This is a genomic window from Chromobacterium indicum, assembly GCF_039708975.1.
Lineage (GTDB): Bacteria > Pseudomonadota > Gammaproteobacteria > Burkholderiales > Chromobacteriaceae > Chromobacterium > Chromobacterium piscinae.
In genome coordinates this window covers 206,981-220,470 of record NZ_JAYFSJ010000005.1, presented here as the reverse complement: position 1 = coordinate 220,470, position 13,490 = coordinate 206,981, and the positions used below count along the sequence as shown (strand labels likewise).

At 66.1% G+C, this 13,490-nt stretch carries 14 protein-coding genes; 6 read left to right on the top strand and 8 right to left on the bottom strand.

The window, feature by feature from the left end; all coding sequences use genetic code 11:
• Positions 1-185 precede the first annotated feature (185 nt).
• Positions 186-1,847: an AMP-binding protein gene (locus VA599_RS09085; protein WP_346788331.1), complete on the top strand. Its 1,662-nt coding sequence runs from the start codon at positions 186-188 to the stop codon at positions 1,845-1,847.
• Between the two features lie 12 nt (positions 1,848-1,859).
• Here VA599_RS09085 and VA599_RS09080 read toward each other — a convergent pair whose 3' ends face one another.
• A complete protein-coding gene (locus tag VA599_RS09080; protein ID WP_021478838.1) occupies positions 1,860-2,681 on the bottom strand; it encodes an HDOD domain-containing protein in 822 nt (273 codons plus the stop codon).
• 218 nt (positions 2,682-2,899) lie between these two features.
• Between VA599_RS09080 and VA599_RS09075 the strand changes: the two genes are divergently transcribed.
• Entirely contained in the window at positions 2,900-4,528 is a 1,629-nt protein-coding gene (locus VA599_RS09075; RefSeq protein WP_346788330.1) for a methyl-accepting chemotaxis protein, read from the top strand.
• 99 nt (positions 4,529-4,627) lie between these two features.
• The gene (locus tag VA599_RS09070) at positions 4,628-5,368 is read left to right on the top strand and encodes a glycoside hydrolase family 16 protein (RefSeq protein WP_346788329.1); all 741 of its coding nucleotides are present in this window, start codon (positions 4,628-4,630) and stop codon (positions 5,366-5,368) included.
• A gap of 48 nt (positions 5,369-5,416) precedes the next feature.
• Here the strand turns inward: VA599_RS09070 and VA599_RS09065 are convergent, their stop codons facing one another.
• From VA599_RS09065 to VA599_RS09035, 7 genes are all read right to left on the bottom strand, one after another.
• Positions 5,417-6,238: a class I SAM-dependent methyltransferase gene (locus VA599_RS09065; protein WP_346788328.1), complete on the bottom strand. Its 822-nt coding sequence runs from the start codon at positions 6,236-6,238 to the stop codon at positions 5,417-5,419.
• A gap of 126 nt (positions 6,239-6,364) precedes the next feature.
• The gene (locus VA599_RS09060) at positions 6,365-6,754 is read right to left on the bottom strand and encodes a ParB N-terminal domain-containing protein (protein WP_346788327.1); all 390 of its coding nucleotides are present in this window, start codon (positions 6,752-6,754) and stop codon (positions 6,365-6,367) included.
• Between the two features lie 18 nt (positions 6,755-6,772).
• A complete protein-coding gene (locus tag VA599_RS09055) occupies positions 6,773-7,438 on the bottom strand; it encodes an META and DUF4377 domain-containing protein (RefSeq protein ID WP_346788326.1) in 666 nt (221 codons plus the stop codon).
• Between the two features lie 55 nt (positions 7,439-7,493).
• A complete protein-coding gene (locus tag VA599_RS09050; protein ID WP_346788325.1) occupies positions 7,494-8,150 on the bottom strand; it encodes an META domain-containing protein in 657 nt (218 codons plus the stop codon).
• Between the two features lie 75 nt (positions 8,151-8,225).
• Positions 8,226-9,599 carry an NAD(P)(+) transhydrogenase (Re/Si-specific) subunit beta gene (locus VA599_RS09045; RefSeq protein WP_031296922.1) on the bottom strand — a complete coding sequence of 458 codons (1,374 nt, stop codon included), beginning with the start codon at positions 9,597-9,599 and terminating at the stop codon, positions 8,226-8,228.
• A gap of 2 nt (positions 9,600-9,601) precedes the next feature.
• Positions 9,602-9,901, bottom strand: a complete 300-nt coding sequence (locus VA599_RS09040; protein WP_021478831.1) for a proton-translocating transhydrogenase family protein — start codon at positions 9,899-9,901, stop codon at positions 9,602-9,604.
• Positions 9,894-11,060 carry a Re/Si-specific NAD(P)(+) transhydrogenase subunit alpha gene (locus VA599_RS09035; RefSeq protein WP_346788324.1) on the bottom strand — a complete coding sequence of 389 codons (1,167 nt, stop codon included), beginning with the start codon at positions 11,058-11,060 and terminating at the stop codon, positions 9,894-9,896. The genes VA599_RS09040 and VA599_RS09035 overlap by 8 nt, the downstream gene beginning before the upstream one ends.
• Before the next feature lie 506 nt (positions 11,061-11,566).
• On the opposite strand from VA599_RS09035, the gene VA599_RS09030 reads away from it, so the two are divergent.
• From VA599_RS09030 to VA599_RS09020, 3 genes are all read left to right on the top strand, one after another.
• Complete coding sequence (locus VA599_RS09030) at positions 11,567-12,547, top strand: sensor histidine kinase (protein WP_346788323.1); 981 nt, start codon at positions 11,567-11,569, stop codon at positions 12,545-12,547.
• 67 nt (positions 12,548-12,614) lie between these two features.
• Positions 12,615-13,205 carry a TMEM175 family protein gene (locus VA599_RS09025; RefSeq protein WP_346788322.1) on the top strand — a complete coding sequence of 197 codons (591 nt, stop codon included), beginning with the start codon at positions 12,615-12,617 and terminating at the stop codon, positions 13,203-13,205.
• Positions 13,206-13,269: 64 nt separating this feature from the next.
• Positions 13,270-13,449, top strand: a complete 180-nt coding sequence (locus tag VA599_RS09020) for a DUF3460 family protein (protein WP_046155298.1) — start codon at positions 13,270-13,272, stop codon at positions 13,447-13,449.
• The last annotated feature ends 41 nt before the right edge of the window (positions 13,450-13,490 follow it).

The window sequence follows — 13,490 nt, the reverse complement described above, 5'->3', positions numbered from 1 at the left end:
CAAGCGGGCTCTCCCGGTTTCTGCCCCGCATGCGGACGTTTCGCCTGGACCTTCGATTGAAATTGCAATGACATTGGATTAACGTCCCGGGTGCAATCCCGTCTTGCCGCATGTCGCATCACCCGCATCCCACGATAACAAGATTCATCCGCGGCGCGTCTTCCGCCGCACGCACAGGAGGAAACATGCAGGATTTCGCCCGCCACCCGGACACCCCCGACCGGATCGACGCCTTGCCGGCCGCCTCGCTGGGAGAGATGCTGGCGCAGACCGTCGCCCGCTACCCCGACCACACCGCCTTCCACAATATGGGCCGCGACCTCAGCTACCGCGAGCTGGACCGGCAAAGCGCCCAACTGGCCGACTATCTGACCCGCGGCCTGGGCCTGCGCGCCGGCGAGCGGGTGGCGCTGATGATGCCCAATCTGCTGCAATATCCGGTGGCCTTGTACGCGGTGCTGCGCGCCGGCCTAGTGGCGGTCAACGTCAATCCGCTGTACACCGCGCGCGAGCTGCATCACCAGTTGGCCGACTCCCAGGCCCGCGCCATCGTGGTGCTGGAGAACTTCGCCCAAGTGGTGCAAGAAGCCCGCGCCGACACCTCGCTGCAGCATGTGATCGTCACCGCAGTCGGCGATCTGCTGCCGGCGCCCAAGCGCTGGCTGGTCAACGCCGCGGTGCGTTACGTTAAAAAGCTGGTGCCGCCCTACCATCTGCCGGGGGCCGTTCCTTTCCGCCGGGCGCTGGCCGGCGGCGACGCCGGACGCTGGCGCGACGCCAGGCTGGCGCCGGACGCGCTGGCCATCCTGCAATACACCGGCGGCACCACCGGCCTGGCCAAGGGCGCGATGCTCAGCCACCGCAATCTGCTGGCCAACGTCGAACAGGCGAGGCTGGTGCTGGGCGGCGCGCTGCTGGAAGGCCAGACCGTGGTGGCGACGCCGCTGCCGCTGTACCACGTGTTCGCGCTGACGGTGAACTGCCTGCTGATCGCCCGCCTGGGCGGCAACAGCCTGCTGATCACCAATCCGCGCGATCTGGACGGCCTGGTGGCCGAGCTCGCCCGCCATCCGGTCAACGCCTTCACCGGCGTCAACACCCTGTTCAACGCGCTGACGCACCACGCCGGCTTCGCCAAGCTGGATTTCAGCCGCTGGAGGGTGGCGATAGGCGGCGGCGCGGCAGTGCAGCAGGCGGTGGCCGAAGCCTGGCAGCGGACAACTGGCCTGGTGCTGCTGGAAGGCTACGGCCTGACCGAGGCCTCGCCACTGGTATCGGTGAACGCGCTGGCGGTGGAACGTTATACCGGCACCGTCGGCATGCCGGTGCCCGGCACCGAAGTCGAACTGCGCGACGACGCCGGCCGGCCCTCCGCCGACGGCGAGCCGGGCGAAGTCTGCGTGCGCGGGCCGCAGGTGATGGCCGGCTACTGGCAGCGGCCGGAGGAAACGGCCAAGGTGTTCCACGCCGACGGCTTCTTCGCCACCGGCGACATCGGCGTCCGCACCGCCGACGGCCTGCTCAAGCTGGTGGACCGCAAGAAGGACATGGTGCTGGTATCCGGCTTCAACGTGTATCCGAATGAAGTGGAAGACGTGGTGGCCCAGCATCCCGGCGTGCGCGAGGTGGCCTGCATCGGCGTGCCGGACGAGCGCAGCGGCGAGGCGGTGAAGATCGTGGTGGTGCGCAAGGATCCGTCGCTGACGGCCGACGCGCTGCTGCGCCACTGCCGCGACAATATGACCGCCTACAAGGTGCCGCGCCACGTCGAGTTCCGCGACGAGCTGCCCAAGTCCAACGTCGGCAAGATCCTGCGCCGCGAATTGCGCAGCGGCCAGCCCGCCTGAGGCGGGCCGGCGCTAGAACAGGTCGTCGACCAGGGTGCTGGACTGCTGCAGCGGCTCGATCGAGCCGGCGACGCGGTCGCTGTCCAGCCCCAGCCGCTCCAGCACGCCCTCCGGCAGGCTGGACAGCATGTCCTCTGGACTCATGCCGTGGCGGAAGCCGGACACCACGAAGGAGGTCAGGCCGATCAGCAGCGCGTACGGGGAGGCCTCGTCGTTCAAGAGGTCGTGCTGGCGGTAGATCGCCCCCTGGATCTCGTCGGGGAAATTCCAGCGCCGCGCCAGCTCAGCGCCCAGCTCGGTCAAATCCAGGCCCAGCAGCATGCGCTCGGTGGCGATGCGGTCAGCGCCGCCGGCGACGATGCGGTCTATCTGCTGCGCCTGCTCCGGCACCGCGACGTACAACACCAGCTCGCCGATATTGGCCAGCAGGCCGCAGGTATAGCCCAGCTGCGGATCCAGCCCGGCTAGCCTGGCCAGCAGCTTGGCGGTGTTGGCCATCGCGAAGCTGCGCTGCCAGAACGCCTTCATGTCGAAGCCGCTGATGCCCAGCGTGGCGCCGGTGACGCCGGAGGCGATCACCAGCACCCGCAGGTTGTCGAAGCCCAGCAGGATCACCGCGTCGTCCAGCGAGCCGACCCTGCGGCTGCTGCCGAAACGCGCGCTGTTGGCCAGCCGCAGCACCCGCGCGCTGAGCACCTGGTCGTGCATCACCTTGTCGGTGATGTCGCCGATATTGACGTCCGACCGGTGAAAGCTGGCCACCAGCTCCTGCACCACCTTGGGAACCATCGGCAGCTTGCCCGAGGCCTTGTCGAAAATCTCGCCCACCTGCATCGATGCTCTCCCCTTGCCGGTTTAGCAGGTTTGAGCTTAGGCAATCGCGCCGGGAAGGGAAGGGAAACCGCCGCCGTCCATCCGCTAATCGGCCGAACGGCTGGGGGATTTTTTGCTTATCCCTCGGAATCTGGCTATTTTTCATGCATGCGACGCATGTAAGCAGTTGATATACAGACATTTCCCCTCCGCCATGCGCCGCCCAATGGGAGAAACCCATGCTGTCGCAACTCTCCGTCAAACAAAAGCTCCTGACTGGCTACGGCCTGCTGATCGTGATCCTGGCCGCCATCGTGCTGTCCTCGATCTCCAAGCTCAACATCATAGAAGCTCAGATCCAGGACATCACCGAGAACCGCTACCCGAAGGCCGAGCTGGCGAACAAGATCGTGCTGGTCAGCTATGACGTGGCGCGCAAGGTGCGCGACGCCATCATGGCCAGCAGCCCTCAGGAAGTCGACGCCGTCATCGCCAAGATCGAGACGCTGCGCGCGCAGAACACCGATTACCTGAAGGAACTGGACCGGACGCTGGTCTCGCCCAAAGGCCGCGAGATTCTGACCCGGGCGCTGCAGGCGCGGGAAACGCTGTCCGCCCAATACGCGCCCTTGTACGCGCTGACGCGCGCCAACAAGGACGCCGAGGCCCAGGCCTTTCTCAAACAGCATTTCGTGCCCGCCAACGAAGGCTTCATGAAAACGCTGACCGAACTGACCGCCTACCAGAACGATCGGGTGCGGCAAGCGGTGGAAGACAGCAAGAGCGCGTACCGGCAAACCATAGGCATTCTGCTGGGATCGGCCGCCGCGGCGCTGGTGTTGTCGGTGGCGGTGGCGCTGTTCATCTCCAACCTGGTGACCACCCCGCTGAAAAAATCGGTGACGCTGGTGCGCAATATCCAGCAGGGCGACCTGTCCGGCCCCGACGAAGCGCTGCCGGTATCGCGCGACGAGGCGATGGAGATCGCCCGCAACGTCCAGAACATGCGCCAGGGACTGCGCGAAGTGGTGGCCAGCATCCAGGACAACGCCAATCAGGTATCCGACTCCGCGCACCAGCTGTCCAGCATGGCGCAGCAAGTGGCCACCAGCGCGCAGCGGCAATCCGAAGCCACCTCCGAAGCCGCCGCCACCATCGAGCAGCTGACCGTCAGCATCAACCACGTCGCCGACAACTCCGACCAGGCCTCGCGCCAGGCCCGCGACGCCGGCGACCTCGCAGGCCGCGGCGGCCACGCGGTGCAGGCCTCGGTCGGCAAGATCCAGTCGGTCAGCACCGCGGTGGCCGCCACCTCGGAAGAAATGCGCACCCTGACCGGCGAGGTGCAGCGCATCGGCAACATCGTCACCGTGATCCGCGACGTGGCCGACCAGACCAACCTGTTGGCGCTGAACGCGGCGATCGAGGCGGCGCGCGCCGGCGAGATGGGACGCGGCTTCGCCGTGGTGGCCGACGAGGTGCGCAAGCTGGCCGAGCGCACCGCCAGCTCGGCGCAAGAAATCACCCAGATGATCCGCGCGATCCAGCAGGGCGTAGAAAAAGTGGTGGGCAGCATGGAGCAGAGCCTATCCAGCGTAGACGCCGTCTCCGGCAGCGCGCGCGAGGCCAGCGACTCGATGGGGGAGATAGAAGGCAGCACCCGCGACATCGTCGGCACCATAGGCAACATCACCAGCGCCTTGGGCGAGCAGCGCACCGCCAGCCTCAGCCTGGCGCAGAGCATGGAGCAGGTGTCGCAGATGGCCGAATCCAACAGCGCCACCGTAGAGGAACTGGCCACCACCTCCAGCGAGCTGAACGCGCTGTCGCACAATCTGCAGAACGTCACCGCGCGCTTCCGCTTGTAGAAAAAAGTCCACAACCGGACTGTCCAGACGAACTGAAGGGCCGCCCGCCAAGCGCGGCCCGTGGCACCATGGCGGTTTTCCCCCACAGGAACCGCCGTCATGAAAACCGCGTTCGCGCTCGGCTGCGCGCTATCGGCCGCGCTGGCCTTCGCTCAGCCCGCCGCCGCCAAGACCCTCCGCTTCTCCGGCTACGACTGGGAAGTGCGCAACCAGGGCAGCAGCGGCCCGGGCCCCAATGTCTGGGACGAGAACAATGTCTGGCTGGACGCCCAGGGCCGGCTGCACCTGAAAATCGCCAAGCACGGCGGCCAATGGACCGCCGCCGAACTCTACCTGCCGCAACGACTGGGCTTCGGCCGCTACCAGTTCAAGCTGATCGGCCGGCCCGACCAGTTCGACCCCAACATCGTGCTGGGCCTGTTCAACTACCCGACGCCGGACGTCGGCCCCGACGGCAGCAACGAGATCGACATCGAATTCTCGCGCTGGGGCAGCCCGGCCAATCCGATGGGCAACTACACCGTCTACCCGGCGCGGCCGGGCCCGGCCCCCACCTCCTACACCTTCGATTTCGCGCTGGGCGGTGATTACAGCACCCACCGCTTCGACTGGAGCGCGGCCGCGGTCGACTACCAGTCGCTGCACGGTTTCCAGGACGGCGACCTTTATCCCATCGCTCATTGGCGCTTCAACCCGGTCGACGCGGCGCGGCGCGTGCCGCAACAGCCGCTGCCGGTGCATCTGAACCTGTGGTTGTTCCAGGGCAAGCCGCCGGCGGACGGCAAGGAAGTGGAAGTGGTGATACAGGAGTTCAAGTTCGTCCCGGCGGCGGCGCGCTAGGAAGAAAACCAGACGGCGGAACGAACGTCCCGCCGCATCGCGACGCCATCAATAGGCAAAGCGTTCGCGCAGGTCCATCAGGTTCAATTCGTCCAGAATGGCCAGCTGGCGCTCGCGGGCGCTGTTCTTGCCCTTGCCGGTCTTCTTGGCGATGATCAGCTCGTTCTTCATCGAGTGCTCCCAGCCCACCAGCTCGGTGACGGTCAGCTGGTAGCCCCGCGCCTCCAGCTGCAGGCAGCGCAGCACATTGGTCAGCTGGCTGCCGAACTCGCGAGTATGGATGGGATGGCGCCACAGCTCGGACAACGGCGTCTTGCCGAAGGTCTCGTTCTTCTTCTGACGCAGCACCGACGCCACCTCGGCCTGGCAGCACGGCACTAGCACGATGTACTGGGCGTTCTTGGCCAACGCGAAGCGGATGGCGTCGTCGGTGGCGGTGTTGCAGGCATGCAGCGCGGTGATGACGTCCACCTGTTCCGGCAGCTCGGTCGAGGTGATCGACTGCTCCACCGTCAGGTTGAGGAAGCCCATGCGGCCGAAGCCGAGGCGGTCGGCCAGCTCGCGCGACTTGTCCACCAGCTCCTGCCGCGTCTCCACGCCGTAGACATGCCCAGCGGCCTTGTCCTTCAGGAACAGGTCGTACAGGATGAAGCCGAGGTAGGACTTGCCGGCGCCGTGGTCGGCCAGCGTCATCGAGCCCTTCCTTTCCAACACGTCGGCCATCAAGGGTTCGATGAACTGATACAGGTGGTAGACCTGCTTCAGCTTGCGGCGGGTGTCCTGGTTGATCTTGCCGTCGCGGGTGAGGATGTGCAGCTCTTTGAGCAATTCCAGCGATTGCTGCGGTTTGATTTCGGGAATCAGGCTCATGGCGGCCTCCTGCAATTTCAATGCCGCGATTGTAGCAGAGCGGCTATTCAGCGCTCGAGCAGGACCCTTTGCGGGACATGCGAATTTGGTTTGCAAAACATGAAAAATTCATATTTTGACTGGCAGTTAGGGCGTATTGATATCGAAATATGGCCGCACCGAAACTGGCAGCTTGGAGAAACCAAGTGCAATCGAGAGGAAATAACGATGAAAGCCGTCTCGGACAACAAACTTAGTTGCATCAGGTGGCTGGTGAACTTCTAAAGGAGGAAGTTCAAGGCCAGTAACCATCGCTCGTAGCAGCGAGATCGTTCGTTCTTCTCCAAGACCAACAATGCCTTTATTTCGTCGTGGCGCCGTGACGTCTGCAATTGAAACAAGTTGGGTTGGCCATGCAGGTGTGGATGAGGAGGGAAAGGAGGAGGCGGATCTTTTAAAGCGATCCGCCCCGGCCTCGATCCACCAACGGTCAGGGATATCGAATTCGATATTTTCCACGGGATGATGGAAATGCATTGTGCTGTACTTTGTCAGTCAGTGTTTGACCACTTCCTGCTCAACCACCAGATCCAGAATCCAGCGGATGGACGAAGCGTCGGCCGGCGGATTGTCCACCTTCACCTCCTTGATCCGCAGCCGGTAAGCCACGCCAGGCTCGGGCTGGAAGCCCTCAATCTCGCCGTAGTGCAGCTCCCAGGGCTTGGACTTGTCGGCGCGCACCTGCAGACACTGCATCGGCGCCACGCCGGTGCAGGCCTTGCGCTCGGCGGCGACGTAGATGAACTTGACCTCGCCCTGCGGCTGGCGTTCGAAGGTGAGCGCGTCCTTGCCGTCGGACAGCTTCAGACGCTCGCCGTCCAGGCTGACATCCATGCCGGCTTCCAGCTGGCGCGACAGCTTGGCGTCGCGCTGCATCGCCTCCGGCGGGCACATCATCAGCGTCGAGGCCAGGCGCTCGGCGCGCAGCTTGCCGCCGTCGATCGCGGCCGGGCCGAACATGCCGTTGCAGCCGGCCTTGGCGAACAGCCGCTGCTGGTCGATGCGCAGCAGGATGCCCTTGTCGCCGGCGCCGGTCTGCTTCCACTCGCCTTGCAGTTGCTCCATCGTCGGCGCGGGGCCTTGGCGAACCGGAGCGGTGGGGCTGGCGCAGCCGGCCAGCAAGACGGCGCCGAGCGCCAGCAGGGTCAGTCGGTAAGACATCGCGATATCCTGAACAAGAAACAGACTATGACGCCTGAGGAGCTCACAGGTTCCGTCAATCGACAACCGGCGTCACCGTCTCCTGGTAGATCACTTTCACCAATTGCAGCGCGGTGCCGCCGCCGAGTTCCGGCTCGCCTTGCAGTTTCAGGTAGTAGCTGCGGCCGGCTTCGGGCATGAAGCCGGCGATCTCGCCATGGTAGTCGCGCCACGGCTCGCCCTCATTGCCGCGCAACCGCAGGCAGGCGCCGTCCGCGCAATCGCCGCGCGTCGCGTACCAGTATTGCTCGCCCGCCCGCGGCCGCCACGCCGCCTGCGGCGCAACCGGAGCGGCCGCCTGGGCGGCGTCCGCTTTCGCAAAGCGGTAGACGGTCTTGCCGGCCGCCAGCGTCAGATAGCGGCCATCGGAAGACGGCAGCAGGCGGAATGGCGCGCCCAGCAGTTTCAGCAAGGCCTGCTCGCGCGCCATCGCCTCCGGCGCGCACGCCATGCGGGTGGTGGAAACCTGGTGGCGGCCGTCTTCGTCTATGCCCAGCGTGAAGCGGTTGCAGCCGGCGAAGCCGCTGATGCGGCTGTCGGAGATGCTCAGGGTAGGCTGCGGCGCCGGTTGGGCCGGCGACTGGAGCCGCCATTCGGTGTGTTGCAGATCGGGCAAGGCTTGAGTCGGCAGCATCATGCTGCCGCTGATCAACAGGGCGCCGAGAGAAGGCATGCGGGTTTCCTTTTCCATGACTGCGGACGGCAAAACGCCCGCCAATGGCGGGCGTTCGGGACGGCGGACGAGCGCTCAGTGCACAGCGTTCTTGAGCAGGTCTTCCACCACTTTCTTGGCATCGCCGAACACCATCATGGTTTTATCCATGTAAAACAGCTCGTTGTCCAGCCCCGCGTATCCCGCGTTCATGGAACGCTTGACCACGATGACGTTGCGCGCCTTGTGCGCCTCCAGGATGGGCATGCCGTAGATGGGGCTTTGCTTGTCCTTCTGCGCAGCCGGGTTGACCACGTCGTTGGCGCCGATCACCAGCACCACGTCGGTGGTGGAGAAATCGGCGTTGATCTCCTCCATCTCCAGCACCTGCTCGTACGGCACCTCGGCCTCGGCCAGCAGCACGTTCATGTGGCCCGGCATCCGGCCCGCCACCGGGTGGATCGCGTAGCGGACGCCGACGCCCTGCTCGTGCAGCAGTTCGGCGAATTCCTGCAAGGCGTGCTGCGCGCGCGACACCGCCAGGCCGTAGCCGGGCACGATCACCACCTGATCGGCGTTGGCCATCAGGAAGGCGGCGTCCTCGGCACTGCCGGCCTTGTAGGCCTTGGCCGGCCCCGCGTCGCCGGCCGGACCGGCGACGGCCTCGGCGCCGAAGCCGCCCAACAGCACGCTGACGATGGAGCGGTTCATCGCCTTGCACATGATGTAGGACAGGATGGCGCCGGACGAGCCGACGCAGGCGCCGGCGATGATCAGCACCGGGTTGTTCAGCGTGAAGCCGATGCCGGCCGCCGCCCAGCCCGAGTAGCTGTTCAGCATCGACACCACCACCGGCATGTCGGCGCCGCCGATCGGGATGATCAGCGTCACGCCCAGGGCCAGCGCCACCGCCACCATGGCGAGGAAAGCAGCCTGGCTGTCGGTGAAGAAATAGGCCGCGCCGAAGCCGACCATGGCCAGCGCCAGCAGCAGATTGAGCGGATGCTGGCCGGCGAAGCTGATCGCCTTGGCGCCGAAGCGGCCGGACAGCTTGCCGTAGGCGATCACCGAGGCGGTGAAGGTGATCGCGCCGATGAAGGCGCCGATGAACAACTCCACCTTCTGCACCGGCGTGTGCTCGACGCCGCCGTGGAAGATGGCCGCCACCGCGATCAGCACCGCGGACAGGCCCACCAGCGAGTGCATCGCCGCCACCAGCTCCGGCATGCCGGTCATCTCCACCGTGCGCGCCTTCCAGGCGCCGACGACCGCGCCGGCGGCGATGGCGCCGGCGATCAGCGCCAGCACCGGCTTGTCGATGATCAGCAGCGTGGTCAGCACCGCGATCGCCATGCCGACGATGCCGTACAGATTGCCGCGCCGCGCCGAAGCCGGGCTGGACAAGCCCTTCAGCGCCAGGATGAACAGCACCGCGGCGACCAGATAAAGAACAGCCGAAACATTCTGCATCGTCATCCCCTGTTTTTCTTCTTGAACATGTCCAACATGCGCTGGGTGACCAGGAAACCGCCGAAGATATTGATGCTGGCAAGGAAGATGGCGATGGCGCCCAGCACCGAGGTGACGGTGAGCTCCTGGCCGTTGATATCCACGACCTGCAGCATGGCGCCGACGACGATGATGCCGGAGATGGCGTTGGTCACCGCCATCAGCGGCGTGTGCAGCGCCGGCGTGACGTTCCACACCACGTGATAGCCGACGAACACCGCCAGCACGAAAATGGTGAAGCTGGTGATGAAGGGATCAGCCATGGTGCGGCTCCTTGTCGTGATTGGCGGCCTCGGCCGGACGGACGACGGCGCCGAAGCGCTGCTCGCCCTGGTGGGCGACCAGAGTGGCGGCCACCAGATCGTCTTCGAGATCGATTTTCAGTCCCTCCGGCGTCAGCAGCAGGCCGAGGAAGGTCTGGAGGTTGCGCGCGTACAGGCTGGAGGCATCGGCCGCCAGCATCGCGGGCAGATTGGTCAGGCCCACCAGATGCACGCCGTTGTCGGTCAGCCAGGCCTCGCCGGGACGGGTCAGCTCGCAGTTGCCGCCGGCCTCGGCGGCCAGGTCGACGATCACCGAGCCCGGCTTCATCGCCGCCACCGCGTCGGCGGACAGCAGGCGCGGCGCCGGCTTGCCGGGAATCAGCGCGGTGGAGATGACGATGTCGGCGGCGGCGGCGCGCTGCGCGATCAGCGCGTTCTGCCGCGCCTGGAAATCGGCCGACATCTCGCGGGCGTAGACGCCGCCGCTGGCGGCTTTCTCCTCATCCGACATCGGCACCTCGACGAACTTGGCGCCCAGCGATTCCACCTGCTCGCGGGTGGCGGGGCGCACGTCGTAGGCCTCAACCACCGCGCCCAGCCGCTTGGCCGTGGCGATGGCCTGCAAGCCGGCGACGCCGACGCCCAGCACCAGCGTCTTGGCCGCCTTCACCGTGCCGGCGGCGGTCATCAGCATCGGCATGAAGCGGGGGTAGAACTGGCCGGCCAGCAGCACCGCCTTGTAGCCGGCGATGTTGTTCTGGCTGGACAGCACATCCATGCTCTGGGCGCGAGTGGTGCGCGGCAGCAGCTCCAGCGCGAAAGCCGACACCCGCTGCGCCGCCAACTGCGGCAGCAGCGGATTCTGATACGGCGCCAGCATGCCGACCAACACCGCGCCGGGCTTCAGCGCGGCCACGTCGGCGGCCTCGGGCATCCGCACCGCCAGCACGATATCGGCCGCGGCCAGCATCTCCTGCCGCCGCTCGGCGATGGTCGCCCCGGCGGCCACAAAGGCGGCGTCAGGCAGCGCGGCCGCCAGGCCGGCGCCCTGTTCCACGGCGACGGCGTGGCCGGCGCCGACCAGCTTCTTCACCGTGTCCGGCGTCGCCGCCACACGGTGCTCGCCGGCCAGCCGCTCGGCCGGAATGACGATATTCATATAGGATATCTCCTGCAAGTGGATGGTGAAATCAGAAACGGGAACGGTCGTGCGCGGCGGTTGGGAACGATCGCTTGGAAATCATTAAATGCATGCTGCGCCGCATTATGCAAGCCATATATTGGCTACCGTATATCGTCTGACAGGCTTGATTCAACCGGGAAATCGGACATGTCAAAGGCATTGCGCGGCGCAATAAATCCATCCAGCGGAACCGTGCGTCGACCGTTCGACAAGCGGGTCCATCGCTCGCCGTCAGGCAGCGATGCAAATTAGATTTATCTGATATTATTCAAAGCTGACACTAGCGCCGGCGCGGCAGGGTTGTAAAGCAGGGAAAACCGCCGTTCGCGAGCAAGTTTGCGCCAGATCAGCCCCGGCTCATCAAGCCGCTGCGCTGATCCAGGGGCGGAGCGGGCAACGGACTGCCTTCGCTTTTCTTTATATACGGCGGCGGTTTCCATCGCCGGGCGCTATCATCGCAGCATCGCCCCCGGAGACCCGCCATGTCCCGCCCGATTCCGACGCCGCTGCCGGATTTCCGCCAACCCGGCGTGATGCTGCGCATCCTGCAGCTGCCGGCGCTGCTGCTGTGCGCCGACGGCCTGCTCGCGCTGACGGCCGAGCAGCCGCTGTGGCGCTGGCTGCAATCGGCGCTGGCGCTGGTCCCGGGCAGCCTGCTGTCGCTGGCGCTGTTGGCGCTGGCCGCTCCCTGGCTGTCGCGGCGGCGGCGCGGGGCCGCCTGGGTGGCGCTGATCGCCGGCGCCAGTTTCGCCTTGTGCCAATGGCGGCTGCAGGACGACTGGCCGCGAACCTGGACCGCCGCGGCGCTGGCGATGGCGGCGGCCCCGCTGCTGCTGCACTATCTGGCGCTGCGCCAGCGCGCGCTGTCGCCGGCGCTGGCCGAGGCGCGGCTGACCGCGCTGCAGGCGCGCATCCGCCCCCATTTCCTGTTCAACAGCCTGAACGCCGCCATCGCGCTGATCCGCTCGCGGCCGCAGCAGGCGGAAACGGTGCTGGAAAACCTGGCCGAGCTGTTCCGCGCCCAGATGGCCGCGCCGGAGAGGCTGTCCACGCTGGCGCGCGAGATCGAACTGGCCAAGATGTACCTGGCGATAGAGTCCGAACGGCTGGGGCCGCGGCTGACAGTCAGCTGGCGCGTCGACGCGCCGCCGGACGTCGAGCTGCCGCCGCTGCTGCTGCAGCCGCTGGCCGAGAATGCCATCTGCCACGGCGCCGAGCGCGTGGCCGGCGAGGTGGAGATCGTCATCTCCGCTCGCGTCGCCGGCGGCCTGCTGGAGCTGGCGCTGGACAATCCGCTGCCGGCCGACGCCGCGCCGACCGCCGGCAGCGGCATCGCGCTGGAGAACCTGCGCGAGCGGCTGGCGCTGTTGTACGACGCCGAGGCTTCTCTCGCCGCCGAGCGGCGCGGCGACCGCTACCAGGCCCGCGTCCGCCTGCCCTGCCGCGCCGCCAGGCCAGGCTGACGCCGTCCGTTGCCGAAGCCGCCGCGCGGCTCTACATTCCAGTCAGGACCATCCGCACGAGACCCGCATGGAAAAAAACCGCCTGGAAGCATTCAGCGACGGCGTGATCGCCATCATCATCACCATCATGGTGCTGGAGCTGAAGGTGCCGCACGGCACCGATCTGCAGTCGCTGGCGCCGCTGCTGCCAGTGTTCCTCAGCTACCTGCTCAGCTTCGTCTACGTGGGCATCTACTGGAACAACCACCACCACTTCTACCACGCTGCCCGCCGGGTCGACGGCCGGGTGCTATGGGCCAATCTGCACCTGCTGTTCTGGATGTCGCTGATTCCCTTCGTCACCGGCTGGATGGGAGAAAACCACTACGCGCCGCTGCCGGTGGCGCTGTATGGCGCGGTGCTGCTGATGTGCGCGATCGCCTGGTGGATCATGCAGCAGGCGCTGCTGTGCCTGCCCGGCAACCGCACCCGGTTGTCCGAAGCGCTGGGCGGCGACATCAAGGGCAAGATCTCGCCCTTGTGCTACCTGCTGGCGATCGGCCTCGCCTGGTACCAGCCCTGGCTGGCCGGCGCGCTGTACCTGGCGGTGGCGCTGATGTGGCTGGTTCCCGACCGGCGCATCGAGTGCATGCTGTACGGCGAGGGCGAGGGCGACTGAGCTGGCGTGGCGGCATGGCCGCGAATCGATTAAAATTGTCCGATCAGCCACCATGGAGGGTACGATGTACCAGTCCGAATTCACCCAGTTCATCAATGGCTTCCTGGACAAGAACCCGGAAGTGGACAGCGAGCGCCGCGAGCTGCGCCTGACGCTGTGGGACCGCGAGCTCAATCTGGACGACCAGCGCCGCTGGAAGGAATCCAGCGTGCCGCAGAAGGCCTACGTCTACCAGCCGGAATAAAGGCCGCCTGAATCGTTCCCGACGCCCTTCGCGGGCGTTTC